Genomic DNA, 26,521 nt, shown 5'->3' with positions numbered 1-26,521 from the left:
AGCCATTACGTCACTGTTCCTGGCGGATAAACCGCCGAAAGTTAATTAATTACCGTTAAATTTTTGCGGTAACTGTTCGGTGTGAATGAAGTCAATTTTTTAAAGGTTTTAATAAACAGGCTGGGGCTGCTGTAACCCGATTCGTAAGCGATATCGGTGACAGAGTAATTAGTAATTTCCAGCTGTTTTTTGGCAAAGTTAATGCGGATTTCATTAATGATTTGCACAGGCGTTTTACGGTAATAACGCTGCGTGGCGCGCGTCAAATATTCCTGCGATTTACCCGACAGCGCCACCATATTCTCCAGGGCGTTATCGCTGAACTGTCCTTTATCGTGCATCAGCTCCACGGTACTGCGCAGCCACTGAGGAATATCATCCACCACCTGCTGTTCTTCACGGTGATGGCGGAGGCGATTCATGACGTAGAACGTCACGGTTTCAATAAATTCATCAAATTCATTGTCGCGGAAATTCAGCGATGCGATAACCGTTTCAATCCAGGTCATAAACTCATTTTTAACGCGATACACCTGTGACGCCACAAAGCAGAACGGCACCAGCGGCAGATAGTGCTTCTCGAAGAAACGCCTGCTCACCCCTACGTTCAGAATGCGTGTCGCACCAAACTCATAAAAGCTCTGGTGATAAGATCCCATTGGCAGGAAGACGAAATCGCCACGCTCAAGCAGGACGCGCTTACCGTTGATCTCCTGATAGTAGCGGCCGGTCAGAACAATCGTGAACTCGTAGTAGTCATGCTGGTGCAGACCGCTGGCGCTCTCCGTTTTGTTGTAAATCACCACGTGAAAATTTTTGCCATTAAACAGCTGTTGCTCATGTGCGGTTTTGATTTCCATCGTGCTGACCTCCTGCTACTTCAACTGACTTATTGCATCTTCTCGTGAAGCTCGATGAGCTCCGCGACCAGCTCGCGTGCCAGCATGGAGGTCATCAGATGATCCTGCGCATGTACCAGCACCAGACTCACTTTCATCTTCCCTTCGCCCTGGTCGCTTTCGATGAGCTTCGTCTGCACCAGATGCGCTTCGTTTAACGCTGTACGGGACTGCTCCATCATGGTTTTCGCGGCAACGAAGTCGCCCTGCTTAGCCTGCTTAAGCGCCGCATACGCCAGGCTGCGTGCCTGCCCGGAGTTGATGATGAGGCCCATCACCACCTCTTCCAGATCGTTCTCTGCGGTTTCTTCGGCAACGATACTCTCTAAATCTAACATCTTTAAGCTCCTTTCCGCTGGCGCGGGTTGCCCCGCGCCGTGCAATTTTAGAATTTCAGTGCGAGGGCGATATCCTCTTCGCTCTCTTCTTCATCGATAACCGTTGCGGCCTTGTTCGCAATCGCCACGAACGGCATGTAGAGCAGGGTTGCAATCCCGAGGTTGAATATCGCCAGCAGGAAGGCCGCCACGCTACCGTTGGTGTTGAAGAACGCGCCCAGACCAGCCGGCATCGTCCACGGCGCAATGTTGGTCACCGGCGGGATAATGCCCAGGTAGTACGCCGTCAGCGTAATCGCGGCCAGCAGCGGCTGAACCAGGATGAAGGGAATGAACATCACCGGGTTCATGATAATTGGCAGACCAAACAGGATCGGCTCGTTAATCTGGAAGATGCCTGATGGCAGGGCCAGCTTCGCAACCTGACGATGGTCGGCGCGGCGAGAGACAATAAAGACCGCGATGATCAGACCCAACGTCGCCCCGGTACCGCCCAGGAAGATATAGGAGTCAAGCATCGGCTTCGCCCACACATGGAAGGTTTTACCGGCCGCCAGCGCCGCATCGACGGAGCCGTACTGCTGGTAAAGCGCGACGTTTTCCAGTGCCCATGGGGTCATAATACCGCTGTCCAGCGCCGCCAGTGCCAGTGAACCATGCACGCCAAAGAACCACAGCAGGGAGGTAAAGATGACATACGCCCAACCGACCACGCTACCCATCGACGCCAGCGGCGTTGAGATAGAGTCCATAATGATCTGGTGGAAGTTTGTGCCCCAGTGAGAGAGCGCCCAGGCAATAATCCCCATGATGGAGAGAATAATGAAGCCCGGAATCAACGCGGAAAATGAACGAGAAACGGAGGCCGGAACGCTATCCGGCAAGCGGATAACCCAGTTACGGCGAATAATGAAGGTGAACATTTCGGCCACCACCAGTCCGATAATAATACCGGAAATGATGTTTGCCCCACCCAGCCAGTTGGCGCCAACGGCGTAAGCGTCACCCACGCTGTACGGTGTGACGGTCATGAACGCGGCAATGGACAGTAAGCCTGCCGCCAGCGGATCCACTTTACGCTCTTCCGCCAGCGCCATTCCGATAAAGAAAGGCGCCATTAGCGACATAATACCCAACGTACCGTTGTATACGTTGCCGCCAATGGCTTTTAAACCATTAAGGGTTTCAATAGTTGAAGCATCTAACCTAATTCCTAATGAATAAAAAAAGGAACCTTCTCCAAAGCTCAGAAAAACGTTGTTAATTAAAACGAACATTGCCCCGGCTAATGTCAACGGCATTAATTTAATAAAGCCGTTCTTAATGGCATTAACGTGAGGCTGCTTTCCTATTTTAACAGCAAAAGGAAGGAGTACCTTTTCAAGTGAAGCGATGACTTTACTCATAGGAAAATACCCTTAAATGCCGCAACGACCGTTACGGCGTATTGTGTGTGAAATAACTCTTTGACGGGAAAAATAAAAAATTAATTAGCAGCTTTTTTAATCGCCGCAACGGCAGCTTTTAATACACCTAAACCATCAATCTTGCCGTATAAAACGGAATCGATCACTTCGACCGGCTTATTGGGTAGCAGACGCTGAATTTCTGGCAGCATATAAGCGATTTGTGGCCCGAGTAAAATAACGTCGGCTGTCTGACCCTTCTCGCCCGCCAGCGTTTCCGGAAACGCCTCAATCACCACAGGGACTTCATATTTTTCGGCCTGCGCGCGCATTTTGGAAACCAGCAGCGAAGTGGACATGCCCGCAGAGCAAAACAGATAGATATGTTTCTTTTCCATGATAACTTCCCTCTTGTTTGGCTACCCGCCGTCGCGCTATCACTCGACTCGCTATCCTGGCTGACGGGCAGTGTGCTGAACATTGTTTGTCGTTGAAGTGAGTATACGCAATGGTACAGGGAGGGGATAATTCTGGATAGACTGAAATTGTCTCTCATTGACCTGGCTTGTTGACTACCTTCACATTTCAGGCAAATAATTCGCGCCAAGAAATAAGATTCACGTATGCATAAAAAAACCGGCCTTCCGGCCGGTTTGTTAACGCTCTCAGGCAAGCAGGCTTACTGTGCCTTAGGTGCCTGTGGGTCGGTGTCGTATTCGGCACAGGTCTGGTAACCAGAATTGATCACGTGACCCGTATCATCCAGGGCGACAAAATAGGTCTCTGCCTTACCATCACGTTGACCCAGAATATAGGTCTGGCAGGTACCACGCGCGTGGATCATAGTGACTTCTGAAGAAGGTTTACCGGCAATGGCTGCAACCTGGGAACGCGTCATGCCTTTTTTGACGTCTTTTACCACTGGCTGTGTGAACTGATCTTTAGTGCGATCGTAAGCTGTACACCCTGCCAGCATAGTCAGTACCGCCGCTGCGCTTAAAATTCCTGCTACGTTCTTGTTCATATTCCGTCCTCTTGTTTATCAGCGTGTTAACTAAGCATGGGATAAAAATTACTATTGTTCAACTTTGCGAGTTACGCCAGACGAATTTCGGAAAATTCTAATAAAACAACGGTAAGCTGCTAAATCGCTGTAAAACAGTACACTCAAAACTGTGATCCTTGTCGTTTCCCCGACAAAGGGTTAGTTTTAACAGATCACACTTTCTGTTTGGTTCTGCATAGGGAGGGCGTAATGGCTCTGCAACAAGAAATTATTCAGGCGCTGGGCGCGAAACCTGCGATTGATGCCAATGAAGAGATCCGTCGTAGCGTTGATTTTTTGAAAGCTTACCTGTCTGCACACCCTTTCCTGAAGACGCTGGTGCTGGGTATCAGCGGCGGTCAGGATTCCACTCTGGCCGGTAAGCTGAGCCAGATGGCCATCTCCGAGCTGCGTGACGAGACCGGTGACACCGCGCTGCAATTTATTGCCGTACGTCTGCCGTATGGCGTGCAGGCCGACGAGCAGGACTGTCAGGATGCGATTGCGTTTATTCAGCCGGACCGTGTTCTTACCGTAAACATCAAAGGTTCGGTACTGGCCAGCGAGCAGGCCCTGCGTGAAGCCGGTATTGAACTGAGCGATTTTGTCCGCGGCAACGAGAAAGCCCGTGAGCGCATGAAAGCGCAGTACAGTATCGCAGGGATGACCAAAGGGGTCGTCGTCGGCACCGACCACGCCGCGGAAGCCATCACCGGCTTCTTCACCAAATACGGCGATGGCGGCACGGATATTAACCCCCTCTTCCGTCTGAACAAGCGTCAGGGCAAGCAACTGCTGGCGGCGTTGGGCTGCCCGGAGCACCTGTATAAGAAGGCGCCAACGGCGGACCTGGAGGACGATCGCCCTTCCCTGCCGGATGAAGCGGCGCTGGGCGTTACGTATGACAACATCGATGATTATCTGGAAGGCAAAACGCTCGACGAAGGTACCGCTAAAATTATCGAAGGCTGGTATCTGAAAACCGAGCATAAGCGCCGTCCGCCCATTACGGTGTTTGATGATTTCTGGAAAAAGTAAAAGCAAAACGGTAACTCCGCTTTGCAGGCCGGGTAAGGCGTAGCCGCCACCCGGCTCTTTTTTAACCACCGAACACCTGCTACACTGTATGCCTGAACAGTATATGGAGCAGTATGTGAGCAGGCGTCAATCCGCCCCGCGTCTTGAGTTTGAAGCGGCGGCTATCTACGAATATCCCGAGCATCTTCGCCCCTGGCTTGAGGCACTGCCTAAACAGCCTGGCGTCTATTTCTTCCACGGCGACAGCGACACCATGCCGCTCTATATCGGCAAAAGCGTGAATATCCGCAGCCGGGTGATGTCGCACCTGCGTACGCCGGATGAAGCATCGATGCTCAGGCAGTCCCGGCGGATCACCTGGATCGAGACGGCAGGCGAACTGGGCGCGCTTCTGCTCGAAGCCCGGCTCATCAAGGAACAGCAGCCGCTGTTTAACAAACGCCTGCGCCGCAACCGCCAGCTGTGTTCCTTGCAGATTAACGCAGGAAAACCGCAGGTCGTTTATGCCCGGGAAGTGGATTTTTCGCATGAACCCAATCTTTACGGTCTGTTTGCCAACAAACGTGCCGCACTGCAAACCCTGCAATCCCTGGCTGATGAATTACAGCTTTGTTACGGCCTGTTAGGACTGGAAGCCACCACCCGTGGTCGCGCCTGTTTCCGCTCAGCGCTGAAACGCTGCGCCGGGGCGTGCTGTGGAAAAGAGAGCGTTGAAGAACATCATGCCCGGTTTATGGCTGGCCTTGCCTCTATCAGCGTTAACTGCTGGCCGTGGGAAGGCGCGGTGGCGCTGAAAGAAACCCGCGATGGGATGACGCACTATCACATCATCCGCAACTGGCTCTGGCTTGGCGCCGTTGAAAATCTGGATGACGCTACCGCTCTGCTGCGCACCCCTGCCGGTTTCGATCAGGATGGTTACAAAATTCTCTGCAAGCCACTGTTAACCGGAAAATATGAGATCATCGTCCTCAATGACCCGGCAGCCAGGTAATTTCACTGAACAGCAGCGACCCCTTCGTTTCCAGTAAACGGAGGGTATGACTGCCCGCTTCCCAGCTGGCGCCCTGATCGGCGGTCAGTAATTTGTCGCCCAGTTGCCAGGCGCCGCTTAATACGAATGCCACCCCACCGCGTGATGCGAAGGTAGTGAACGTCCGGGTAGCAACGCGCACCTTTGCCTGGCAGCAATCCCGTCGGGTCATGATGTTGAAGTCCATCGACATCTGCCCCTCTGTGAGCACGGCTTTCACCGCCAGATCGCCCGCAAATCGGTAAGGCTGATGATGCTTCAGGGTATGACAAAACGCCCTGCCTGCATCCAGGGTCACCTCGCCGCCCTCCAGCAGCGTAATCACCCGGTCAACGCCCGGGAACGCGGAAAATTCGCCGTTACTGGCGATGGAGGCAATACTGGCCCGCCAGAAAAAATCCCGCGTCGCGGGAGGAAAACAGCAAATCTCACGCGTCTCACCCGCACCATTACGCCAGAGACTGACCGGCATTTTACGGATATCAAAGAATTCCATGACCACTCCTGAAGGACGCACCGTGCGCCAGGGCATTTTCACAGACGTATTATCGGCAGCAGTCAGGCCAGACCTTAGGCATGGGATAAAAGAAAAACCGCCGGTCCTGTCCACAGCGTTTTCGCTTTTGTAGACAGGAGCCCGGCGGTCTTAAGAGAGTGAACCGATTATTCGGTTGGTGCAGGCATTTTACCTTCCGGCGCTGCACGTTCTGTCAGACGCTTCTCAAAATTGGCATTAAATTGCTTTTTCTGTTCCGGCGTCAGAATGTTGTAAATCTTGTTCTGGGTTTCCATGTGGGCCAGCATGCGCGCTTTATGCTGCTCGGCCATTTTGTCGATCTGCGCTTCCGCTTTTGCTTTATCGAAGCTGTCGCTGGCAATGATGTCATGCATTGCGCGGCGCTCTTCCAGCGGAGGACGTTTCATCTGGTCACGCTGGCTTTTCATGATGTCGCGGATCTGCTGCTTCTGCGCATCGGTGAGGTTCAGATCTTTAAACATCATCATCTCATGGTGCATACCCGGCTTGCCTTTATGATGCATCATCATTTTGCCTTCCGTCGGCGCGGCGGTAGTGGTCGCGGTATCGGCGGCGAACGCCATGCTGGTAGCGCCCAGAGCCAGGGTAGAGGCAACAAACAGTGCAGTTAATTTACGCATAATGTCTTTCCTTACTTTCAGTTATTCTTCGGCGCTATGCCGTGTTGACGAGATTAACTTTACGGGGTTTATCGTCAATTAGTCAGAGCAACGGTAAAACAATGAAAGTGTAAAAAACAACTTTTCGCCAATTGTGGAGAAATTAAGGAAAAAGCGTGGAGAGATGAAACAAAAATATTCAACAGGATGATTTTAAAGAGATTATGGAGAAGTATAGCGAAGTGCCGTTTAATAATAAAGCAATTCTCCAGGAATATTCCGCAAACAATACCAGAGCGCTTTTAACGCTAAGAAATTTATTCTTCATTTCCCCTCCGGTCTGCGCGAGGGGAGACGATCAGGGCATTTTTTCCAGCATCAGGCCTGCTCGCAAACCAAACGCGACCGACGGATTAGGAAATAAAACATATTCCGTGGATTTCTGTACCGCATAGCGCGTCTCACCATCTTCCGCCAGCAGGACGCCCTGGCGAAACGGCGTAAAGTTCAGCGTATGGGGCGCCATATGTAGCTGGAAAGCCTCGCTTTGACGCGTGATCTGCTGCACGACCCGATAGCGCACAACGGGTTCCCGGGAGGGTTCCGGCGCAACCCCGGCGAGCAACGCCCGAAGCGCCTGATGCGTAGGGGCAAAACGCGTCAGGTCGTTTTGCCCGAACGGCAGCGCTTTTCCCAGCTCCAGGGTGCAGGATAACGCGCCAACATTCTCGCAGGTGAAGTGGGTAAACGTGCCGCCTGGCGTCTGGTGGAAAACCAGCGCCTCCAGCCCCGCGTCGCCAAGCCAGGTCAGAAACGCCTCATCCCACGGCTGATGACGCTGCGGTAACACGCCAAAACGCACGTGGTACGAGGCGCGAATGGCCGTATGCAGATCGAGGTGCCAGCGTGTTTCCCCCGCCCCGGCAAAAAACGCCGTGACCACCTTCTCCAGCCATTGCGCGCGTGTCGTCTCAACACTCTGTGGAAACTGCGCCCAGCGACCACCAAACATGCGGTTGATGTCGCTCACGAGATACCGTTTATTTTGCGCCAGCGCAGGCGGATTTCCCAGCACTACCAGCAGACGGCAGTGCAGCGTGATCTCTGCGCGAAACAGCGCGCGCAGCAAAAGATCGACAATCTCCACGGGCGCGGTTTCGTTTCCGTGAATGCCGGTCGAAAGCAGCAGCGACAGGTCATATTCCCCCGTCGGCGTCAGTTCAAGCACGCCCCGCCCCAGCCATCGCCAGTGGAACGAGGGGCCTTCCCCCTCTTGCCGCTCCGGTGTCTCTTCGGCCAGCGTCAGCGCCAGTAAGTTTTCCATATCATCTCCTTAGCGCTGGAACGGATAAACCGATCCCAGTTGCAGGATGGTCGATAATGCATCCAGCGCCTCGCGGCCTTCGCGCAGCAGCTGCGGATCAACCAGATCGGCCTGAACCAGACGGTCGCGATAATAGCGGTCCACCCAGTCATTGAGGGTATTGAACAGCGTGTCGTTCATCATCACCGCCGGATTCACGGCCTGCATCTCCTCCGGCGTTAACACCACGCGCAGTCGCAGGCACGCCGGTCCCCCGCCGTTGGCCATACTTTCCCGCAGATCAAACACGCGCAGTTCATCAATCGGGTTATCCGCCTGCACCAGTTCGCTGAGATAGCGCCAGACGCCCTGATGGTTGCGGGACTCCTGCGGCAGCACCAGCATCATGCTGCCATCATCCCGGCTCAGCAGCTGGCTGTTGAACAGATACGTTTCGACCGCATCCTGTACGCTTACCGCCTGCGTGGGCACCTGAATCGGCATAAATCCCGGCACGCGTTCGCGCAGCGTGGCCAGCAACTTTTCCTGATGGGCAAACGCCTGCTCGTGGCAGAACAGCACCTGACGGTTGGAAACGGCAATGACGTCGTTATGAAACACGCCCTGGTCGATCACCTGCGGATTTTGCTGGGCAAAAATCACCTGAGAAGGATTAACCTGGTTCAGCCGCGCAACCGCCTGGCTTGCGGCTAAAGTTTGTCTCGCCGGATAACGAACCGGCGCGGCGTGGCCGCCCTCTTCCCGTCCATAGATAAACAGCTGCAAACCCGGCTCGCCATAGTCGCCGCCCAGACGGTTGTGGTTTGCCGCCCCTTCATCGCCAAACATCGCGACCTGCGGCAGCGCCGAATGCACCTCGAAATGCGCTTCATGATTAAAAATGGCGCGCAGCACGCGCCCGGTGGTCTCCGCTTCGCTGGCGCGGTGGAATTTGTTGTTCAGGTTAGCAACGGTCAGATGCACTTTGCCGTCCAGCGTATCCGCCGACGGCGCAACGGTGGCGGCATTCGCCACCCACATCGAGGAGGCTGAACTGGCCGCCGAAAGCAGGTGTGGCGTCTGCGTGCCTGCTTTTTCCACCACCTGTTCATCCGTACCGCTGAACCCCAGCTGGCGCAGCACGTCCACGTTTGGTCGCTCCTGAGGCGGGATCACTGCCTGCGGGAAACCGGCATCGGACAGCGCCTTCATTTTCAACAGACCCTGCTTCGCCGCCAGCTTCGGGTTCGAGACCTGGAAACGGTGCTTCGTCGAGGCTTCATTACCGAACGACAGCCCGGCATAGTGGTGCGTCAGCCCCACGAGGCCGTCAAAGTTAACCTCACGCGCTTTCATGGGCGTCACCCTCTGTAAAATCCAGCCCCGGATTCAGCGTCTCCGGCAGCGTCAGCGCCGGGGTTTCCAGGCTTGCCATCGGCCACGCGCAGTAATCGGCGGCATACCAGGCGCTGGCGCGATGGTTGCCCGACGCCCCTACGCCACCAAACGGCGCGGTGCTCGCCGCACCGGTCAGCGGTTTGTTCCAGTTCACGATCCCGGCGCGCGCTTCCAGCAGCAGCTGTTCGAATTTCTCGCGATGCGGCGATATCAGGCCGCTCGACAGGCCGTAGCGGGTGTTGTTGGCCATCTCGATCGCCGACTCAAAATCGTCATAGCGCCAGACGCACAGCAGCGGGCCAAAGACCTCTTCATCCGGCACGTTGCTCGTCGCACTCATCTCAATAATCCCCGGCGTCAGCAGCGACGTGCCCGGCTGAACCAGCTTCGGCTCCAGCAGGGTTTTCGCCCCGCGCGCCACGTGCTCCTGCCACGCTTTCAGCACGTTCAGCGCCGCCTGCGCGGAGATCAGCCCGCCGATAAACGGCTGCGGCTCGGCATCCCATTTCGCGGGAACCAGACGCGCGCTCACCTCCACCAGACGCTTCAGGAACGCATCCCCCTGCGCGCCGCGTTTAACCAGCAGGCGGCGGGCGCAGGTACAGCGCTGTCCGGCGGTAATGAACGCCGACTGAATGGTCAGATGGACCGCGGCATCGATATCATCCGGATCTTCCACAATCAGCGGGTTGTTGCCGCCCATCTCCAGCGCCAGAATTTTTTCCGGCTGCCCCGCCAGCTGACGATGCAGCTGATAGCCCGTTCCGGCACTGCCGGTGAACAGCAGACCGTCAATGTCGCTCAGCGCACTCAGCGCCTGACCTGTTTCACGCCCGCCCTGCACCAGATTCACCACCCCCGGCGGCAGCCCCGCCTGCTCCCAGAGTTTTATGACTGCTTCTCCGGTTAAGGGGGTTAACTCACTCGGCTTGAAGATGACGGTATTCCCCGCCAGCAGCGCAGGCACAATGTGCCCGTTCGGCAGATGTCCGGGGAAGTTATACGGGCCAAACACCGCCAGCACCCCGTGCGGACGGTGGCGCAGCGTGGCGGCACCGTCTGGCATCTCGGTATGCTGCTCGCCGGTGCGGGTATGGTACGCCTTCACCGATATCGCGATTTTGTTGATCATTGCCGTGACTTCGGTTGTTGCCTCCCAGCGCGGCTTACTGGTTTCGCAGGCAATGATGCGGGTCAGCTCGGCTTTATTGGCCTCCAGCAGCGCAGCAAATTTCTCAACCAGCGCCTGGCGCTCGGAGAATGGCCGTTTCGCCCATGCCGGAAACGCGCGCCGTGCAGCCTGGCAGGCCTGCTCAACCTGCCCGGCGCTGGCGTCGTTCCCCGACCAGAGCACCTCCAGGCCGACCGGGTTAGTTTTTGTCCGCGCGTCACCTTCGCCCGTTACCCAGTCACCGTTAATCCATAGAGTCATGCTGTTTTCTCCTCAGGGCAGAGCCGCACCAGGCGAACCGTGTCGCCAGCGTTACATTTCAGGGCATCCAGTTGCGCAGCCGTCAGTACCAGACGCTCGCATGACGGGTTGGTTCGCACCAGCATGGCGCGGAAGTTGGTGTAATTCTCGTTCGAGACCAGGCAGGCTGGCCACTCGCCCGGCGCGGGCTGGCCTTCTGAAACCTCAACCAGGCGGCTTTTACGGATGGCGCGAACGCGGTCAATGTCGCATTCCAGCGTCGGGCCGCCGTCGAAGATGTCGACGTAGTTACGGTAGCGAAATCCCTCTTTCTCCAGCACTGCGCGGGCCGGGGCGGTTTGCGGGTGAACTTCGCCGATCACCGCCTGCGCTTCAGGCGTTAAGAAATGGGTATAAATAGGATGCTTCGGCATCAGCTCGGCGATAAATGCCTTCTGACCGGTACCGCACAGGTAATCCGCCCGGCTAAATTCCATGGAGAAGAAGCGTTCGCCCAGACTCTCCCAGAACGGCGAATAGCCCGTCTCATCAATCACGCCGCGCATCTCCGCGACCACTTTTTCGTTGAAGCGGTCGCGAAAGGCGGCCATAAACATAAAGCGCGATTTGGAGAGCAGATAACCGTTGCCCTCTTTGCGCCAGTCCGGATCGAGAAACAGGGTGCAGAGTTCGCTGGCGCCGGTATGGTCATTACAGAGGAAGAGCGTCGGCAGCGCGTTGTAAACGTTCAGCTCTTTCGAGGCGTGGACCATCGTGCCGACGCGGTAGTTGTACCACGGATCGTTAAGCCCGACGGCCACCTCGATAGCGCAAATCCCCGCCACGGTTCCCGTGTCAGTATCTTCCAGCACGAACACATAGCCCTGTTCGCTTTTTGGCAACGTCCCCTGCCAGGTTTGCAGGGCGCGCTCAATGCGCGCCGACAGCGTTTTTTCATCGGCAGGCAGCGAGGTCAGCCCGCCCCCTGTCTTACCGGCAAGCTGCATAAGCCCGGCGAGATCGCCGTGCGCAACGGGACGGATGACCATCATGATGACACCCCGGACTTCACCTGTTCGCAGGCCAGCGCAAAACGATCTAAGCCAGTTCTGACCTCTTCCTCGCTGACGATCAGCGCAGGGGCAAACCGCACCACGTTAGCACCGGCAATCAGCACCATTACGCCCTGCTTTGCCGCTTCCTGTGAAATCAGCTTCGCTTTGCCGGCAAACTCAGGGGCAAGCTCACAGCCTATTAACAGCCCCAGACCGCGGATCTCTTTGAACAAGCCGGTCTGGTTATTGATGGCAGTAAGGCGCTCAACAAACCACTGGTGACGCTGCTTCACGCCGTTCAGCACCTCAGGGGTGTTGATGATATCCAGCACCTGTCCGGCGACAGCGGTTGCCAGCGGGTTGCCGCCGTATGTGGTGCCATGGGTGCCCACGGTCATCACGCTGGCGAATTTATCGGTGGTCAGCATCGCCCCCACCGGGAAACCGCCGCCGAGCGCTTTGGCTGTTGAGAGCACATCCGGGGTCACGCCATAGTGCATGTAGGCGTACAGCTCACCCGTGCGGCCCACGCCGGTCTGGACTTCGTCAAAAATCAGGACCGCGTTATGCCGATCGCACAGCTCGCGCAGCCCTTGCAGGAACGCTTTCTGGGCGGGCATGACGCCGCCTTCCCCCTGCATGGGCTCGACAATCACCGCACAGGTGGTGTCGTCAATCAGCTCGCTGGCAGAGTGTAAATCGTTATACGCCGCATGCCGGATATCCGGCGGCAGCGGCGCAAAATCCTGAGAATATGAGGGCTGACCACCCGCGCTGACGGTAAACAGCGTGCGGCCATGGAAGGCATTTTTAAAGGCTACGATGCCGCTCTTGTGCGCGCCGAATTTATCGTGCGCATATTTTCGCGCCAGCTTTAGCGCCGCTTCGTTCGCTTCCGCGCCGGAGTTACAGAAAAAGACTTTGTCTGCGAAAGTGGCGTCGATCAGCTTCTTCGCCAGACGCAATGCCGGTTCGTTGGTATAACCGTTGCCGGTATGCCAGAATTTCGCTGCCTGGTCATTCAGCGCCTGCCGCAGCGCCGGGTTTGCATGCCCCAGCGCATTCACCGCAATCCCACCCGCAAAGTCGATATACTCTTTGCCCTGCTGATCCCACAGGCGAGAGCCTTCCCCACGTACCGGAATAAAAGCCGCCGGAGCGTATACCGGCATCATCCATTCATCGAAATTTTCACGCGTAACTGACAGAGACATAGCGACCTCATCCGGTAAATAAAAGGTTGTTTAAATGTTAAATAATTGAGTGTTTGCACTGTGAATGTAGATTGCAGCCTTCGTGCCAGCCAGCGATAAAAATGCATAAACGGGTTGGGGTAACACAATATCAATGAGTTACAATATGGAGTTATTCACTGTTAATGCATAAATAGTGAATATTTTTACGACAAGCGGCGCTTTGCCGCATGAAAACAAGAAAGAGTATGCAGAGGCCAAATATAATTCTGGAATTGTGATCGCTCGCGAAATTTATCGATCCTTTATGCCCTGTTCGAGGGCAAAACGCGCCGAAATGGTGCAAATATTGCACCGTCGGCATTATCTGTCGCAGTAATTGGGCGAAGCGGATAACAGACGACGTAAATTCTGCTACCATCCTTGCACTATTCACCTTGCATTGGCAGCGACTATGAAATTTGTCTCTTTTAATATCAACGGCCTGCGTGCCCGCCCTCACCAGCTTGAAGCGATTGTTGAGCAACATCAGCCAGATGTGATCGGCTTGCAGGAGACAAAAGTTCACGACGATATGTTCCCGCTCGAAGAGGTAGCGAAGCTGGGCTATAACGTTTTTTACCACGGTCAGAAAGGCCACTACGGCGTTGCGCTGCTGACCAAAGATACGCCGGTGTCGGTGCGTCGTGGCTTCCCGGGTGACGATGAAGAGGCGCAACGCCGCATCATCATGGCGGAAATTCCTTCCGCGCTCGGCAATGTGACCGTCATCAACGGCTATTTCCCGCAGGGTGAAAGCCGCGATCATGAAACCAAATTCCCGGCCAAAGCGAAGTTTTATCAGGATCTGCAAAACTACCTGACAACCGAACTCAAAAAAGAAAACCCGGTGCTGATCATGGGCGACATGAATATCAGCCCGACGGATCTGGATATCGGTATTGGCGAAGAGAACCGTAAGCGCTGGCTGCGCACCGGCAAATGCTCTTTCCTGCCGGAGGAGCGCGAGTGGATGGAGCGCCTGCTGGGTTGGGGGCTGGTGGATACTTTCCGCACGGCTAACCCGGCGACGCAGGATCGCTTCTCGTGGTTTGATTATCGCTCTAAAGGCTTCGATGACAACCGGGGCCTGCGTATTGATCTGCTGCTGGCGAGCGCCCCCCTGGCCGAACGCTGCATCGAAACCGGTATCGACTATGACATCCGCAGCATGGAAAAACCGTCCGACCATGCGCCGGTATGGGCAACGTTTAAGCTGTAAACTTCAGTGAATATTAAAAAAATCAGTCTCCTGTGCGCCCTTTTGGGCGCATTTGTTTTGACCGTTGTTTTGCTTCCTCCAGGCATGCTCTCCCTCGACACGCTAAAAATGCACCAGCAAACGTTGATCGATCGTGTGGAGCAGGCGCCTCTTCAGAGCGCGCTGATCTATTTTGCGGTTTACGTTCTGCTCTCCGCGCTGTCGATCCCCGGAGCCGCGCTTCTGACGCTGCTCGGCGGGGCGCTTTTCAGCCTGTGGGAGGCGACGCTGTTGGTGTCATTTGCCTCGACGCTCGGCGCCACGCTTGCCATGCTCGTCAGCCGTTATCTGCTGCGCGACTGGGTGCAACGGCGCTTTGCCGCACAGATGAGCACGATAGATGCGGGGATGGATCGCGACGGCGCACGCTACCTTTTTGCCCTGCGCCTGATGCCGTTGTTCCCGTTCTTTCTGGTCAATTTGCTGATGGGGCTAACCCGTCTCAGGGTGCGTCACTACTGGTGGGTCAGCCAGCTTGCAATGCTACCTGCCACCGTCATTTATCTGAACGCCGGACGCGAGCTGGGGAAACTCACCTCGCTGCGCGATATTCTGTCGCCGGGACTGCTGTTCGCCTTTACACTATTAGGGTTATTACCGCTGGTCACTCGCTGGCTGTTTTCCCGTTACATCCCTTCGATTAAAAAGTGAGGCATTATGCGCCGGGTGCGTTTTTGCGCGTTTCTGACGAGTCTGCTGCTGGCAACCTCTGCCTTCGCCGCAGAGAGCTGGCAATCCATTCAGCAACAGGCCACCGGGCAGACCGTCTGGTTTAACGCCTGGGGCGGTGACGAGGCCGTTAACCGCTACCTCGACTGGGTAAGCGGCGAGATGAAAACGCACTACGCCGTCAACCTGAAGATCGTTCATCTGGCCGATGCCGCCGACGCGGTGAAGCGGATCCAGACGGAACATGCCGCAGGACGCAGCAGTAACGGGTCGGTGGATCTGCTCTGGGTAAACGGGGAAAACTTCCGCAACCTGAAAGCGGCAAACCTGCTGCTCACCGGCTGGGCGCAAACCCTGCCCAACTGGCGCTACGTCGATACCCGTAAACCGGTAACGGAAGATTTTGCCATCCCGACCGATGGGGCAGAATCCCCGTGGGGCGGCGCGCAATTAACCTTTATCGCCCGTAAAGCGAGTACGCCGACACCACCGGCAGATCCCCACGCGCTGCTGGTATACGCCCGACAGCACCCTGGCAAGGTGAGCTATCCGCGACCGCCGGATTTTACCGGCACGGCGTTTCTTGAGCAGCTACTGCTGGCGCTGACCGCCCATCCGGAGGCGTTAAAAAACGCGCCAGACAGAACCTTTGCGCAGGTCACCGCGCCGCTGTGGGATTACCTTGATACGCTGCACCCCCTGCTGTGGCGCGAAGGGAACGATTTTCCTCCGTCGCCTGCGCGCATGGATACGCTGCTGGCCAGCGGCAGCCTGAACCTGTCGCTCACCTTTAACCCCGCCCATGCGATGCAAAAGGTGGCGAGCGGTGAACTGCCTGCCGACAGCTACAGTTTCGGCTTTCTCAAAGGCATGATCGGCAACGTCCATTTTGTCGCCATCCCGGCAAACGCCAGCGCGAGCGCAGGCGCGAAAGTGGTGGCGAATTTCCTGCTGTCACCGCAGGCGCAGATCCGCAAAGCTAATCCTGCCGTCTGGGGTGACCCGAGCGTGCTGGATGGCGAAAAACTGCCTGCGAAAGCGGCAAAACAGCTTCGCGCCTTTACCCCCTCAGGCACGCCTGATGTACTTCCCGAACCGCACGCCGCCTGGGTTAACGCCCTGGAGCAGGAATGGCTTCGCCGCTACGGAACCCGCTAAGCGGGCTGGTCTGGGCGGCAATGGCGGTCATCTATCTGCCCCTGCTTCCCGCCAGCGGCATGCTGCTGGCCCCGGCGTTTTCACTCAGTAACTGGGCGACGCTGTTTGCCGATCCGCAGCTGCCGCGGGCGCTGGCCGCCACGCTGGTTTCCACGCTTATCGCGACGCTGGGCTCTCTGTTTATCGCTCTGATCCTGCTTGCGCTTCTCTGGCCGGGTGATGGCTGGCAGCGCCTTAGCACCCGTCTGCCGTGGCTGTTAGCCGTGCCGCACGTCGCCTTCGCCACCAGCGCGCTGCTGCTGTTTGCGGAAGGGGGGCAGTTTTACCGGATCTGTACGGTCTGTTCGCCGCAGCTTGACCGCTACGGTATCGGGCTTGGCCTGACGCTTGCGGTCAAAGAGAGCGCGTTCGTTCTGTGGGCAATCTACGCCGCGCTGCCTGAAAAGCGTCTCGCACAGCAGAAAATCGTCCTGCATACCTTCGGCTACGGACGAATGCAGGCGCTCAACTGGCTCGTCCTCCCGGCAATCGCCCCCGCGCTGGGCGCAGTCATGCTGGCGGTGCTGGCCTGGTCGCTTTCCGTGGTGGATGTGGCGATCGTGCTCGGGCCAGGCAACCCGCCTACGCTGGCGGTACTGTCCTGGCAGTGGCTCGCCCAGGGCGATGCACAACAGCAAACAAAGGGAACGCTGCTGTGTCTGGTGTTGCTCCTGCTGCTGGCGGCGCTTGCCGCGGTGGGATACGGCTTCTGGACGGCATGGCGGCGCGCCCAGCGTGACCCCTCCGGAGTTCGTCGCGCTTCGCATACTGCGCTGCCCGCACGGACGCTGGGCGGGTTACTGCCGCTGTGCGGCGTGCTCTGTGCGCTGGTTCTGCTGATGCTGGCACGCCGGGACGACATCGGCCCCGTCAGCGACAGCCTTTCACTGGGACTGCTGTCCAGCCTGACAGCGCTGGCCATCCTCATGCTCTGGCTTGAGTGGGGACCCCAGCGCGGCGCGGTGTGGGTCTGGCTGCCGCTCGCCCTCCCGGCGCTGCCCCTCGTGTCCGGGCAATATGCCGTGGCGCTGTGGCTGGGCATCGACGGCCAGTACGCTGCGGTGCTCTGGAGCCATATGCTCTGGGTTCTCCCGTGGATGCTCCTGGTGCTGCAACCGGCCTGGCGCAGGCTCGATCCACGGCTTATCCTCACCGCCACAACGCTGGGCTGGCGACAGGCGAAAATTTTCTGGTTGGTGAAATGCCCCCTTATGATTCGTCCGGCCCTGCTGGCCTTTGCCACCGGCTTTTCCGTGAGCATGGCCCAGTACATGCCGACCCTCTGGCTGGGAGCGGGACGTTTCACCACCCTGACGACGGAGGCGGTCGCCCTCAGCAGCGGCGGCAGCATTCCGATCCTCGCCAGCCGGGCGCTGGGTCTGTTGCTGTTGACCAGCAGCGTATTTGCCCTTGCCGCGCTGCTCTCCCGGCTCGTGGGCCGTCACAGACAAGGATTACGTTAATGCTGTACGTGAAAAATCTCACCATTGCGCCACTCTTCCGTGAGGTCAACTTCCGCGTCCCGGCGGGGGAGATTGTCACGCTGATGGGGCCCTCCGGGAGCGGAAAATCGACCCTTTTCGCCTGGATGGTGGGGGCGTTATCCGCTGATTTTAAGGCGCACGGCGAGCTATGGCTGAACGATCGCCGCTGCGATATGCTCCCCGTGGAAACGCGCGGGATCGGCATTCTGTTTCAGGATGCCCTGCTGTTTGACGCCTTCAGCGTGGGGCAAAACCTGATGCTGGCGCTGCCGGCGCACATCGTCGGGCGCGCCCGCCGCAACGCGGTAGAACAGGCCCTGGACACTGCCGGGCTGGCAAACCACTACGCCAGCGATCCGGCGACCCTGTCCGGCGGCGAGCGCGCCCGGGTCAGCCTGTTGCGCGCTCTTCTCGCCCAGCCGCAGGCATTGCTGCTCGACGAGCCGTTCAGTCGACTGGATAAAACGCTGCGCGCCTCATTCCGGGCGTGGGTATTCGAGGTTACTCGCCAGCGCAGGATCCCGGTGGTGCTGGTCACGCATGATGAGGACGATATTCCGCCCGGCGGCGAGGTGATTGAGATTTCTCGCTGGCAATAATGTGCTAACGCAATGTTTTTGGCTTCAGGAGAGACGACAATGCCCCCCTCTTTTAATGACGTCAGGTTTTTCGATGAAACGTGTTTCTCAACTGACCGCGCTGGCCCTGCTCTGCGGCCTCGCCTCACTCTCCTCCACGGCGGCTGATATGCCCCACTCCCTCACGCTGGACCAGCTCCAGGCGCAAAACGGCGCGGTAATTGATACGCGCGTCAGTGCGTTCTTTAACGGCTGGCCGCAGACCCTGAGCGGAACGTCCGGGCATGAACCCGCCGCGCTTAATCTCTCTGCCAGCTGGCTTGGGGCAATGAGCGATGAACAGCTCAGCGGCTGGGCAAAACAACATCGGCTTACGCCAGACATGCCGGTTGCGCTCTATGGCAACGATGATGGCAACCAGACCGTCAAAGCGCGGCTGGAGAAAGCGGGCTTTACCCACGTCTCCACCCTGAGCGATGCCCTGCAACAATCCGACCGTCTGCAACGTCTGGCGCATTTCGAACAGCTGGTTTATCCGCAGTGGATCCGCCAGTTGCAGCAGGGCAAACCCGTTACCGCCGCACCAGCCGGAGAATGGGAGGTGATCGAGGCTGGCTGGGGTGCGCCGAAGCTTTATCTCCTGAGCCACATTCCCGGTGCGGGCTATATCGACACCAATGAAGTGGAAAGCGAACCGCTGTGGAATAAGGTCTCTGACGAAAAGCTGAAAGCGATGCTGGCGAAGCACGGGATTCGTCACGATACCACCGTCATTCTGTACGGTCGCGACGTGTATGCCGCCGCGCGCGTGGCGCAGATCATGCTCTACGCGGGCGTGAAGGATGTGCGAATTCTGGATGGCGGCTGGAAGGCGTGGTCCGACGCCAGCCTGCCCGTTGAGCGCGGAACGCCTGCAAAGGTGAAGCCAGCCCCTGATTTTGGCGCGCCGATCCCGGGCCAGCCCCGGCTGATGGTGGATATGGAGCAGGCCCGGGGAATGCTGCACCGTCAGGACGCCTCGCTGGTGAGCATTCGTTCCTGGCCAGAGTTTATCGGTTTAACCAGCGGCTACAGCTATATCAAGCCAAAAGGTGAAATTGCCGGTGCGCGCTGGGGCCATGCGGGCAGCGACGCGACCCACATGGAAGATTTCCACAATCCGGATGGCACCATGCGCAGCGCCGATGATATTGCCGCCATGTGGAAAACGTGGAATATCCTGCCGGAGCAGCACGTTGCGTTTTACTGTGGTACCGGCTGGCGCGCGTCTGAAGCCTTTATGTACGCCCGCGCCATGGGCTGGCAGAACGTTGCCGTCTACGACGGCGGCTGGTACGAATGGAGCAGCCATCCGCAGAACCCGGTCTCCACCGGGGAGCGCGGACCGGAGAGCGCACGCTAGCGGGGAAGTGATTTCAGCGTGATATAACCGCTCCAGATGCGCGTTGTGGTGGTCAGCCAGCACAACGCGCCAAACGTCCAGGCAAACAGCGCGAAATGCGCCGGAAACAGGCAGCACAGCGCAAACAGCGCGATGGTCTCCGTTCCTTCCGTTAAACCCCCAATGTAATAAAGCGACTTGTGCGCATAGCCGGGGTTGTCGATATCATGCTTCCCCGCCAGCGCGGCAAAGGCCAGAAAACTGCTGCCCGTCCCCATAAAAGCGAACAGCAGCCAGGCGGCGGCGATCGCGTTATCAGCCGGAGCGGCCAGCGCAAAGCCAAACGGCACCAGGGCGTAAAACAGGAAGTCGAGGGCGATATCAAGAAAACCTCCCGCGTCCGTCAGGCCACGGCGACGCGCCAGCGCGCCGTCCAGACCATCCAGCAGCCGGTTCAGCACAATGGCGATCAGCGCCGCCGGATACCAGCCCAGCGCCAGAAACGGTAACGCCAGCACGCCAATCGCAAACCCGGCGAGCGTTAAGCCATCAGGCGTGATAAACGGTCTATCCAGCGCGGCGGCCAGCTGATTTAACCCGGGTTTCAGTCGGGGGTGCAGATGTTTATCCAGCATGCGGTTTACCTTTAAACGTGGCGCACAGCCCCTGAGCCGGGATATCCAGCGCGGCGTTAAAGCGGGCGGAAAGATTCTGAAAGGCAATCAGAGCCGTCATTTCGGTGATGGTCTCTTCCGTAAAGTGGCGCTTCAGCAGACTTTTGATATTTTCATCCACCTGAGGTGGCGTGGCGGTGACCGCTTCCGCATAGGCCAGCGCCGCGCGCTCCTCTTCGCTGAACAGGGTGGAATTTTGCCAGTCGCTGACGGCCTGCACTTTATCCAGCGCCCCGCTCCGCTCGGCCAGAAGCAGGCTGTTGGCATCAATACAAAATGCGCAGTGGCAGATCTGCGAGACCCGCGTCATTAGTAGCGATCGCAGAACCGGCGTCAAACGCGCCTTGCGCCGCTCCAGATAGCCGACAAACAGCGCCACCAGCCAGAAAAGACGCGGCATACGCCCCCACCAGCGCGTGGGGTTCAGCACCGCGCCGAAGTGTTTTTTCTGCATGGCGGCGATGGGGCTGAGACTGACGGGAAGGGTTTCCATGGGCGCAACCCAGGCGGATGTCTCTTTCACCTGATTCTCCTGATGACTGGACTCTTTGGAAGGGCACGATAATATGTCGTTTTTCGCTATTAATTATTGACGAACATGCTGAAAACACTCGATGTGGTTGCGGCCATCCTCGAAAAAGAGGGCAAGATTTTGCTGGCGCAGCGTCCCGAACATGCCGTTCAGCCAGGAATGTGGGAATTTGCAGGCGGGAAGGTTGAAGCCGGTGAGACCCAGCCGGAAGCGCTGATCCGCGAACTGCGCGAAGAGCTCGGCATTGAGGCCGTGCCCGCGCAGTATGTGGCAAGCCACCAGCGGGAGGTGTCGCAGCGGCTGATTCACCTCCACGCCTGGCATGTGCCTGAATTTAGCGGTCAGCTGAAGGCGCATTATCACTCGGCGCTGGTATGGTGCACGCCAGAAGACGCGTTCACGTATGCTTTAGCCCCGGCGGATATACCGCTGCTGGAAGCGTTTATTCTTTTACGCGACGCCAGACCAGCGGGTTTGTACTGAGGGTGCGTTCATCACGCTGGCACTGCAACAGCACGCCATCTGCCCTGACCACTGCGCCTTCGGAAAAGTTTTGATCCTGATAGATACAGCACTGATTACATGGCTGCGCACGCTGGCCGCCAGCGCTAAAGACCTCTGGCGGCACGTTGACCTCGACATCCGGGCGCATTCGGTCAGCCTGTGCCCCGGCGGACACCATCAAACATAACGCGGCCATTGCGTAACGGTTCATAGACTTTATTTCCTTTGCATCGTTTATATCTATAACGGTCGATCCGGACGGGATCTTTAATTTATCTCGTCATCGCTTTTGGTTATGACGCGCGCCCTGTCATTAATTTCCCTTGCGGCATAAATTTCTGCTTGCCTCTCAAAGCGGTGCGGGTGGTATAGTCAAAAAAACGACACAAAACATCTACGCCACACGCATCAATTATTATAAGAGGTTCTTATATCTATGGATCAGACACGCTCTCTGGAAAGCTTTCTTGCCCATGTTCAGCAGCGCGACCCGCACCAAAGCGAGTTTGCCCAGGCCGTTCGTGAAGTCATGACCACCCTGTGGCCCTTCCTTGAGGAAAATCCGCGTTACCGTCAGATGGCGCTGCTTGAACGTCTGGTAGAGCCGGAGCGCGTCATCCAGTTCCGCGTGGCGTGGGTGGACGACCGCAATCAGGTGCAGGTCAACCGCGCGTGGCGCGTGCAGTTTAACTCCGCCATTGGGCCGTTTAAGGGCGGGATGCGCTTCCACCCCTCGGTGAACCTGTCGATTCTGAAATTCCTCGGCTTCGAGCAGACCTTTAAAAATGCGCTCACTACCCTGCCGATGGGCGGCGGTAAAGGCGGGAGTGATTTCGATCCGAAAGGCAAGAGCGAAGGCGAAGTGATGCGTTTCTGCCAGGCGCTGGTCACTGAGCTCTATCGCCACCTTGGGCCGGACACCGACGTTCCTGCCGGGGATATCGGCGTGGGGGGGCGTGAAGTGGGCTTTATGGCCGGGATGATGAAAAAGCTCTCCAACAACAGCGCCTGCGTCTTTACCGGCAAAGGTCTGTCGTTTGGCGGTAGCCTGATTCGCCCGGAAGCGACGGGTTATGGTCTGGTCTATTTCACCGAAGCGATGCTTAAGCGTCACGGGCTGAGCTTCGAGGGGATGCGCGTGGCGGTCTCCGGCTCCGGCAACGTGGCGCAGTACGCTATCGAGAAAGCGATGGCGTTTGGCGCGCGCGTGGTGACCGCCTCCGATTCCAGCGGTACCGTGGTGGATGAAGCTGGCTTTACGGCAGAAAAACTGGCGCGTCTGTGCGAAATCAAAGCCAGCCGTGACGGTCGGGTAGCGGATTATGCCCGTGAATTTGGCCTGACCTATCTGGAAGGTAAACAGCCGTGGGGCGTGCCGGTGGATATCGCCCTGCCGTGCGCGACGCAAAACGAACTGGACGTGGATGCCGCCCGGACGCTGATTAGCAATGGCGTGAAAGCGGTAGCGGAAGGGGCAAATATGCCCACCACTATTGAAGCGACCGACCTGTTCCTGGACGCGGGCGTGCTGTTTGCGCCAGGCAAGGCGGCGAACGCTGGCGGCGTGGCAACATCCGGTCTGGAAATGGCGCAAAACGCCGCGAGAATGGGCTGGAAGGCAGAGAAAGTGGATGCCCGTCTGCACCACATCATGCTCGATATTCATCACGCCTGCGTGGAGTACGGCGGCGAGGCCTCGCAAACTAACTACGTGCGCGGGGCGAATATCGCCGGGTTCGTGAAGGTGGCCGATGCGATGATCGGACAGGGTGTGATTTAGTTTCGCTGCATTCTCGCCCTTGTAGGCCCGGTAAGCGTTAGCGCCACCGGGCTTTTTTCAGGCCGCAGAGGGGCTTTCGCCGGGTGGCGGCTTCGCCTTACCCGGCCTACGGTTTAAGCGGTTGTATTTTTGGCTGCGCTTTTCTTCTTTTTGAACGGTTTCTTCGCCCCGCCGCCCGGGGCGACCATTCCCCGGAATCGCTTCACTGGCGTACTGCGCGCCTGGTCAATCAGCTGATAAAGCGTCCCTACCAGCGGCTGCATAAAGTCCTGATAACGGCACTGCTTTTCGCTGATCTGCGTCAGCACCGACTCCCAGTGCGCGGTCATGTCCGGCCTGGCGGCCAGCTCCGGCAGCGAATGAATTAGCGCCCGGCCCGGTTCTGTTGAATGGATGTAACGTCCCTTTTTCTCCAGGAAGCCGCGCTTAAAGAGCAGTTCGATGATCCCCGCGCGGGTCGCCTCCGTCCCCAGACCGTCGGTGGCGCGCAGGATCTTCTTCAGATCTTTATCCTGCACAAAACGGGCGATGCCGGTCATGGCCGACAGCAGCGTCGCGTCGGTGAAATGGCGCGGCGGCTGGGTTTGTCGTTCAACCACTTCGCCCTTCTCGCACAGCAGTTCGTCGCCTTTGGCCACGACCGGCAGCGGCGTGCCGTCGTTCTCTTCGTCACGCTCTTTGTTGCCGAGCAGCGTGCGCCAGCCCGCTTCCGCGAGGAAACGCGCTTTGGCGATAAATTTGCCTTTGGCAATCTCCAGTTCAATAACGCACTTGCGGAACACCGCGTCCGGGCAGAACTGCATCAGATACTGACGTGCGATCAGGTTATAGACCTTTGCTTCGTTGTCGGTCAGGTTGACGTTGCTGGTGCGCGCCGTCGGGATTATCGCGTGGTGAGCATCGACTTTTTTATCGTCCCAGCAGCGGTTATGGGTATCCGGGTTTACCGCCGGTTGCGGCAACAGATCCGGCGCATGGACGCCAATGGCATTCATCACCGAGTGGCGTCCGGCGAAGTGTTCTTCCGGCAGATAGCGGCTGTCCGAACGCGGATAGGTGATCAGCTTGTGGGTTTCGTAGAGCTTCTGGCAGATATCGAGCACGTTCTGTGCGCTAAGACCAAAGCGCTTAGCCGCCTCAATCTGCAACGCCGAAAGGGAGAACGGCAGCGGTGCGGGCTCCGTTTCCCGTTTGTCGTTATAGCTGGTGACGATTGCGGGCTGGCCGGTAATGCGGTTGACCACGTGATCCGCCAGCGGGCGATGCAGCAGCCGTCCCTCTTCGTCCTGATATGACTCACAGGCATCGCTTGGCTGCCAGACGGCGGTAAAGCGTTCGTCTTTCGGCGTGACGATATGCGCTTTGACTTCGAAGAAGTCTTTGGCGACGAAATTTTCGATCTCTTCGTCGCGACGCACCACCAGCCCCAGCACCGGTGTCTGGACACGACCGACGGAGAGTACGCCCTGATAACCCGCGTTGCGCCCGAGAATGGTGTAGGCGCGGGTCATGTTGATCCCGTACAGCCAGTCCGCACGGGCACGCGCCAGCGCGGAGACACACAGGGGAATAAATTCGCTGTTGGCGCGCAGGCGTGAAATGGCCCGCTCTACCGCCTGAGGGTTGAGGTCGTTGATCAGGCAGCGCTGCACCTGCTGGCGCTTTTCCGGCGCCAGCTCCAGGTAGTCCAGCACTTCATCGACCAGCAGTTGCCCTTCCCTGTCCGGGTCACCCGCGTGGACCACTTCCGTCGCCTCATGCAGGAAGCGCTTAATGACGTTGAGCTGTTTGGTGACGGAAGGACGCGGTTGCAGACGCCACTTTTCCGGCACAATCGGTAGATCGTTGAGATTCCAGCGGGCGTAGCGGCTGTCGTAGACATCCGGCTGCGCCTGTTCAAGCAGGTGACCGATACACCAGGTGACCACCTGCCCGTTACCGCATTCGATAAAGCCGTCGCCTTTGCGATGCGGCCTGGGCAGCACATCGGCGATGGCACGCGCCAGACTCGGCTTTTCGGCAATAAACAACCGCATCGAATTAACGGATCTCAATCATCGGTCGACCACCGCGGGCGGTCACCAGCTCACCAATGGCCGTCAGGGTGATGCCAAACTCGGCAGCCGTCGCCTGAACGTCAGCTTCAGCTTCCGGCGTCACCGCCAGCAGCAGGCCGCCGGAGGTTTGCGGATCGCACAGCAGGTTACGCCACGCTTCCGGCATTTCGCCCATTAAATGGCCGTAGCTGGCGAAGTTGCGCTGCGTCCCGCCCGGCACTGCGCCCTGAGCAATGTACTCTTCCACGCCCGGCAGCTTAGGCACATCCTGATACCAGACCTGCGCCTGCACGCCCGCGCCCTGACAGACTTCAGAGAGGTGCCCCAGCAGACCAAAACCGGTCACGTCGGTCATGGCCTTCACGCCGTCGATATTGGCGAATGCCGCACCGGCGAGGTTCATCTGGCACATCACTTCCGTTGCCAGACCGATATGCTCGGGCTTCAGCAGGGATTTCTTCTCGGCAGTGGTCAGTACGCCAATGCCCAGCGGCTTGGTGAGGAACAATTTGCAGCCCGGTTGCGCCGTGCTGTTGCGCTTCACGCGCTCGGTCGGCACCACGCCGGTGACGGCCAGGCCGAAGATCGGCTCCGGCGCATCGATAGAGTGACCACCGGCCAGGGCAATACCCGCCTGCTGGCAGGCAAAGCGTCCGCCTTCGATCACGTCGCGGGCAATCTCCGGCGGGAGGGTGTTAATCGGCCAGCCCAGAATGGCGATCGCCATAATCGGTTTACCGCCCATCGCAAAGATATCGCTGATGGCGTTGGTGGCCGCAATGCGCCCGAAGTCGAACGGGTTGTCGACAATCGGCATAAAGAAGTCAGTGGTGCTGATAATGCTGGTGCCGTTACCTAAGTCATAAACCGCTGCATCGTCACGCGTTTCGTTACCGACAAGCAGGTTCGGGTCGACAAACTTCGCCTGCTCACTGTGCAGGATGGTCTCCAGCACTTTCGGGGAAATTTTACAACCGCAACCGGCTCCGTGGCTGTATTGCGTTAAACGAATGGTTTGCTCGCTCATGGACGTCTCCTGTCATCTCAATCGCGCTATGGTAGCGCTCATTCCATAAAGAGGTAAGTATGACTGTCTGAATTCTGCGGCG

The 26,521-nt window shown here is 57.7% G+C and carries 27 protein-coding genes; 10 read left to right on the top strand and 17 right to left on the bottom strand.

Translation table 11 applies throughout. The features are described from left to right. Positions 1-41: 41 nt before the first annotated feature. From chbR to osmE, 5 genes are all read right to left on the bottom strand, one after another. The gene (gene chbR / locus ACOTY5_RS04840) at positions 42-860 is read right to left on the bottom strand and encodes a transcriptional regulator ChbR (RefSeq protein ID WP_017384663.1); all 819 of its coding nucleotides are present in this window, start codon (positions 858-860) and stop codon (positions 42-44) included. Between the two features lie 29 nt (positions 861-889). After that, positions 890-1,237 carry a PTS N,N'-diacetylchitobiose transporter subunit IIA gene (chbA, locus tag ACOTY5_RS04835; RefSeq protein WP_003857835.1) on the bottom strand — a complete coding sequence of 116 codons (348 nt, stop codon included), beginning with the start codon at positions 1,235-1,237 and terminating at the stop codon, positions 890-892. Between the two features lie 47 nt (positions 1,238-1,284). After that, positions 1,285-2,643: a PTS N,N'-diacetylchitobiose transporter subunit IIC gene (gene chbC / locus ACOTY5_RS04830; RefSeq protein WP_017384664.1), complete on the bottom strand. Its 1,359-nt coding sequence runs from the start codon at positions 2,641-2,643 to the stop codon at positions 1,285-1,287. An 80-nt stretch (positions 2,644-2,723) separates the two neighbouring features. After that, the gene (chbB, locus tag ACOTY5_RS04825) at positions 2,724-3,041 is read right to left on the bottom strand and encodes a PTS N,N'-diacetylchitobiose transporter subunit IIB (RefSeq protein ID WP_015570750.1); all 318 of its coding nucleotides are present in this window, start codon (positions 3,039-3,041) and stop codon (positions 2,724-2,726) included. 281 nt (positions 3,042-3,322) lie between these two features. Then, entirely contained in the window at positions 3,323-3,667 is a 345-nt protein-coding gene (gene osmE / locus ACOTY5_RS04820; RefSeq protein ID WP_003857836.1) for an osmotically-inducible lipoprotein OsmE, read from the bottom strand. Between the two features lie 231 nt (positions 3,668-3,898). Here osmE and nadE point away from each other — a divergent pair, with 231 nt between their 5' ends. Both nadE and cho read left to right on the top strand, forming a co-directional pair. Continuing rightward, positions 3,899-4,726, top strand: a complete 828-nt coding sequence (gene nadE / locus ACOTY5_RS04815) for an ammonia-dependent NAD(+) synthetase (RefSeq protein ID WP_003857837.1) — start codon at positions 3,899-3,901, stop codon at positions 4,724-4,726. Positions 4,727-4,841: 115 nt separating this feature from the next. Then, the gene (gene cho, locus ACOTY5_RS04810; RefSeq protein ID WP_063136382.1) at positions 4,842-5,720 is read left to right on the top strand and encodes an excinuclease Cho; all 879 of its coding nucleotides are present in this window, start codon (positions 4,842-4,844) and stop codon (positions 5,718-5,720) included. Here the strand turns inward: cho and ves are convergent. The 7 genes from ves to astC form a co-directional block, all read right to left on the bottom strand. Continuing rightward, a complete protein-coding gene (gene ves / locus ACOTY5_RS04805) occupies positions 5,698-6,255 on the bottom strand; it encodes an environmental stress-induced protein Ves (protein WP_017384666.1) in 558 nt (185 codons plus the stop codon). The two genes, cho and ves, sit on opposite strands and share 23 nt — an antisense overlap. 167 nt (positions 6,256-6,422) lie before the next feature. Next, complete coding sequence (gene spy / locus ACOTY5_RS04800; protein WP_015570753.1) at positions 6,423-6,917, bottom strand: ATP-independent periplasmic protein-refolding chaperone Spy; 495 nt, start codon at positions 6,915-6,917, stop codon at positions 6,423-6,425. Positions 6,918-7,254: 337 nt separating this feature from the next. Continuing rightward, the gene (astE, locus tag ACOTY5_RS04795) at positions 7,255-8,220 is read right to left on the bottom strand and encodes a succinylglutamate desuccinylase (protein ID WP_045141489.1); all 966 of its coding nucleotides are present in this window, start codon (positions 8,218-8,220) and stop codon (positions 7,255-7,257) included. A 9-nt stretch (positions 8,221-8,229) separates the two neighbouring features. Further along, on the bottom strand, positions 8,230-9,555 hold the full coding sequence (gene astB / locus ACOTY5_RS04790; RefSeq protein WP_032104259.1) for an N-succinylarginine dihydrolase: 1,326 nt from the start codon (positions 9,553-9,555) through the stop codon (positions 8,230-8,232). Next, a complete protein-coding gene (gene astD, locus ACOTY5_RS04785; protein ID WP_045141488.1) occupies positions 9,542-11,029 on the bottom strand; it encodes a succinylglutamate-semialdehyde dehydrogenase in 1,488 nt (495 codons plus the stop codon). The genes astB and astD overlap by 14 nt, the downstream gene beginning before the upstream one ends. Further along, positions 11,026-12,060, bottom strand: coding sequence for an arginine N-succinyltransferase (astA, locus tag ACOTY5_RS04780; RefSeq protein ID WP_022650887.1), 1,035 nt, complete (start codon positions 12,058-12,060; stop codon positions 11,026-11,028). The genes astD and astA overlap by 4 nt, the downstream gene beginning before the upstream one ends. Next, positions 12,057-13,277 (bottom strand): succinylornithine/acetylornithine transaminase, encoded by a 1,221-nt coding sequence (gene astC, locus ACOTY5_RS04775; RefSeq protein WP_045141487.1) that lies wholly within the window; start codon positions 13,275-13,277, stop codon positions 12,057-12,059. Before astC ends, astA begins: the two co-directional genes overlap by 4 nt. Before the next feature lie 433 nt (positions 13,278-13,710). Between astC and xthA the strand changes: the two genes are divergently transcribed. The 6 genes from xthA to ACOTY5_RS04745 all read left to right on the top strand — a co-directional run bounded on the left by xthA (position 13,711) and on the right by ACOTY5_RS04745 (position 19,886). After that, positions 13,711-14,517: an exodeoxyribonuclease III gene (xthA, locus tag ACOTY5_RS04770; RefSeq protein ID WP_015570756.1), complete on the top strand. Its 807-nt coding sequence runs from the start codon at positions 13,711-13,713 to the stop codon at positions 14,515-14,517. A gap of 6 nt (positions 14,518-14,523) precedes the next feature. Continuing rightward, complete coding sequence (locus ACOTY5_RS04765) at positions 14,524-15,207, top strand: TVP38/TMEM64 family protein (protein WP_039271056.1); 684 nt, start codon at positions 14,524-14,526, stop codon at positions 15,205-15,207. 6 nt (positions 15,208-15,213) lie between these two features. Then, positions 15,214-16,383: an ABC transporter substrate-binding protein gene (locus ACOTY5_RS04760; protein WP_072201891.1), complete on the top strand. Its 1,170-nt coding sequence runs from the start codon at positions 15,214-15,216 to the stop codon at positions 16,381-16,383. Beyond that, positions 16,356-17,885 (top strand): thiamine ABC transporter permease, encoded by a 1,530-nt coding sequence (locus tag ACOTY5_RS04755; protein WP_421631849.1) that lies wholly within the window; start codon positions 16,356-16,358, stop codon positions 17,883-17,885. The genes ACOTY5_RS04760 and ACOTY5_RS04755 overlap by 28 nt, the downstream gene beginning before the upstream one ends. Beyond that, entirely contained in the window at positions 17,885-18,505 is a 621-nt protein-coding gene (locus ACOTY5_RS04750) for an ATP-binding cassette domain-containing protein (RefSeq protein WP_045141484.1), read from the top strand. Before ACOTY5_RS04755 ends, ACOTY5_RS04750 begins: the two co-directional genes overlap by 1 nt. A gap of 73 nt (positions 18,506-18,578) precedes the next feature. After that, positions 18,579-19,886, top strand: a complete 1,308-nt coding sequence (locus tag ACOTY5_RS04745) for a sulfurtransferase (RefSeq protein ID WP_045141510.1) — start codon at positions 18,579-18,581, stop codon at positions 19,884-19,886. On the opposite strand, the gene ACOTY5_RS04740 is transcribed toward ACOTY5_RS04745, so the two are convergent. Then, positions 19,883-20,500, bottom strand: a complete 618-nt coding sequence (locus ACOTY5_RS04740) for a CDP-alcohol phosphatidyltransferase family protein (protein WP_045141483.1) — start codon at positions 20,498-20,500, stop codon at positions 19,883-19,885. The genes ACOTY5_RS04745 and ACOTY5_RS04740 overlap by 4 nt on opposite strands. Then, positions 20,490-21,062, bottom strand: a complete 573-nt coding sequence (locus tag ACOTY5_RS04735; protein ID WP_062934099.1) for a carboxymuconolactone decarboxylase family protein — start codon at positions 21,060-21,062, stop codon at positions 20,490-20,492. The genes ACOTY5_RS04740 and ACOTY5_RS04735 overlap by 11 nt, the downstream gene beginning before the upstream one ends. Positions 21,063-21,137: 75 nt before the next feature. On the opposite strand from ACOTY5_RS04735, the gene ACOTY5_RS04730 reads away from it, so the two are divergent. Continuing rightward, the gene (locus ACOTY5_RS04730) at positions 21,138-21,554 is read left to right on the top strand and encodes a pyrimidine (deoxy)nucleoside triphosphate diphosphatase (RefSeq protein ID WP_045141481.1); all 417 of its coding nucleotides are present in this window, start codon (positions 21,138-21,140) and stop codon (positions 21,552-21,554) included. Here ACOTY5_RS04730 and ACOTY5_RS04725 read toward each other — a convergent pair. Beyond that, positions 21,514-21,786, bottom strand: coding sequence for a YnjH family protein (locus ACOTY5_RS04725; protein WP_045141480.1), 273 nt, complete (start codon positions 21,784-21,786; stop codon positions 21,514-21,516). The genes ACOTY5_RS04730 and ACOTY5_RS04725 overlap by 41 nt on opposite strands. A gap of 225 nt (positions 21,787-22,011) precedes the next feature. Here ACOTY5_RS04725 and gdhA point away from each other — a divergent pair, with 225 nt between their 5' ends. Further along, positions 22,012-23,355 (top strand): NADP-specific glutamate dehydrogenase, encoded by a 1,344-nt coding sequence (gene gdhA, locus ACOTY5_RS04720; RefSeq protein ID WP_015570765.1) that lies wholly within the window; start codon positions 22,012-22,014, stop codon positions 23,353-23,355. Between the two features lie 113 nt (positions 23,356-23,468). Here gdhA and ACOTY5_RS04715 read toward each other — a convergent pair whose 3' ends face one another. Both ACOTY5_RS04715 and selD read right to left on the bottom strand, forming a co-directional pair. Then, complete coding sequence (locus tag ACOTY5_RS04715) at positions 23,469-25,391, bottom strand: DNA topoisomerase III (protein WP_421631848.1); 1,923 nt, start codon at positions 25,389-25,391, stop codon at positions 23,469-23,471. Between the two features lie 4 nt (positions 25,392-25,395). Next, positions 25,396-26,439 (bottom strand): selenide, water dikinase SelD, encoded by a 1,044-nt coding sequence (gene selD / locus ACOTY5_RS04710; RefSeq protein WP_015570773.1) that lies wholly within the window; start codon positions 26,437-26,439, stop codon positions 25,396-25,398. Positions 26,440-26,521 lie beyond the last annotated feature (82 nt).

This window comes from Enterobacter cloacae complex sp. SHL018 (genome assembly GCF_049237905.1).
Taxonomy (GTDB): Bacteria; Pseudomonadota; Gammaproteobacteria; order Enterobacterales; family Enterobacteriaceae; genus Enterobacter; species Enterobacter hormaechei_C.
Note: the sequence above shows the minus strand (reverse complement) of the source record. Positions and strands in the feature narration are given on the sequence as shown.

Coding starts and splice junctions, on each gene's coding strand:
- chbR (WP_017384663.1), bottom strand. CDS start 860: ATGGAAATCAAAACCGCACATGAGCAACAGCTGTTTAATGGCAAAAAT.
- chbA (WP_003857835.1), bottom strand. CDS start 1,237: ATGTTAGATTTAGAGAGTATCGTTGCCGAAGAAACCGCAGAGAACGAT.
- chbC (WP_017384664.1), bottom strand. CDS start 2,643: ATGAGTAAAGTCATCGCTTCACTTGAAAAGGTACTCCTTCCTTTTGCT.
- chbB (WP_015570750.1), bottom strand. CDS start 3,041: ATGGAAAAGAAACATATCTATCTGTTTTGCTCTGCGGGCATGTCCACT.
- osmE (WP_003857836.1), bottom strand. CDS start 3,667: ATGAACAAGAACGTAGCAGGAATTTTAAGCGCAGCGGCGGTACTGACT.
- nadE (WP_003857837.1), top strand. CDS start 3,899: ATGGCTCTGCAACAAGAAATTATTCAGGCGCTGGGCGCGAAACCTGCG.
- ves (WP_017384666.1), bottom strand. CDS start 6,255: ATGGAATTCTTTGATATCCGTAAAATGCCGGTCAGTCTCTGGCGTAAT.
- spy (WP_015570753.1), bottom strand. CDS start 6,917: ATGCGTAAATTAACTGCACTGTTTGTTGCCTCTACCCTGGCTCTGGGC.
- astE (WP_045141489.1), bottom strand. CDS start 8,220: ATGGAAAACTTACTGGCGCTGACGCTGGCCGAAGAGACACCGGAGCGG.
- astB (WP_032104259.1), bottom strand. CDS start 9,555: ATGAAAGCGCGTGAGGTTAACTTTGACGGCCTCGTGGGGCTGACGCAC.
- astD (WP_045141488.1), bottom strand. CDS start 11,029: ATGACTCTATGGATTAACGGTGACTGGGTAACGGGCGAAGGTGACGCG.
- astA (WP_022650887.1), bottom strand. CDS start 12,060: ATGATGGTCATCCGTCCCGTTGCGCACGGCGATCTCGCCGGGCTTATG.
- astC (WP_045141487.1), bottom strand. CDS start 13,277: ATGTCTCTGTCAGTTACGCGTGAAAATTTCGATGAATGGATGATGCCG.
- xthA (WP_015570756.1), top strand. CDS start 13,711: ATGAAATTTGTCTCTTTTAATATCAACGGCCTGCGTGCCCGCCCTCAC.
- ACOTY5_RS04760 (WP_072201891.1), top strand. CDS start 15,214: ATGCGCCGGGTGCGTTTTTGCGCGTTTCTGACGAGTCTGCTGCTGGCA.
- ACOTY5_RS04755 (WP_421631849.1), top strand. CDS start 16,356: ATGGCTTCGCCGCTACGGAACCCGCTAAGCGGGCTGGTCTGGGCGGCA.
- ACOTY5_RS04750 (WP_045141484.1), top strand. CDS start 17,885: ATGCTGTACGTGAAAAATCTCACCATTGCGCCACTCTTCCGTGAGGTC.
- ACOTY5_RS04745 (WP_045141510.1), top strand. CDS start 18,579: ATGAAACGTGTTTCTCAACTGACCGCGCTGGCCCTGCTCTGCGGCCTC.
- ACOTY5_RS04740 (WP_045141483.1), bottom strand. CDS start 20,500: ATGCTGGATAAACATCTGCACCCCCGACTGAAACCCGGGTTAAATCAG.
- ACOTY5_RS04730 (WP_045141481.1), top strand. CDS start 21,138: ATGCTGAAAACACTCGATGTGGTTGCGGCCATCCTCGAAAAAGAGGGC.
- ACOTY5_RS04725 (WP_045141480.1), bottom strand. CDS start 21,786: ATGAACCGTTACGCAATGGCCGCGTTATGTTTGATGGTGTCCGCCGGG.
- gdhA (WP_015570765.1), top strand. CDS start 22,012: ATGGATCAGACACGCTCTCTGGAAAGCTTTCTTGCCCATGTTCAGCAG.
- ACOTY5_RS04715 (WP_421631848.1), bottom strand. CDS start 25,391: ATGCGGTTGTTTATTGCCGAAAAGCCGAGTCTGGCGCGTGCCATCGCC.
- selD (WP_015570773.1), bottom strand. CDS start 26,439: ATGAGCGAGCAAACCATTCGTTTAACGCAATACAGCCACGGAGCCGGT.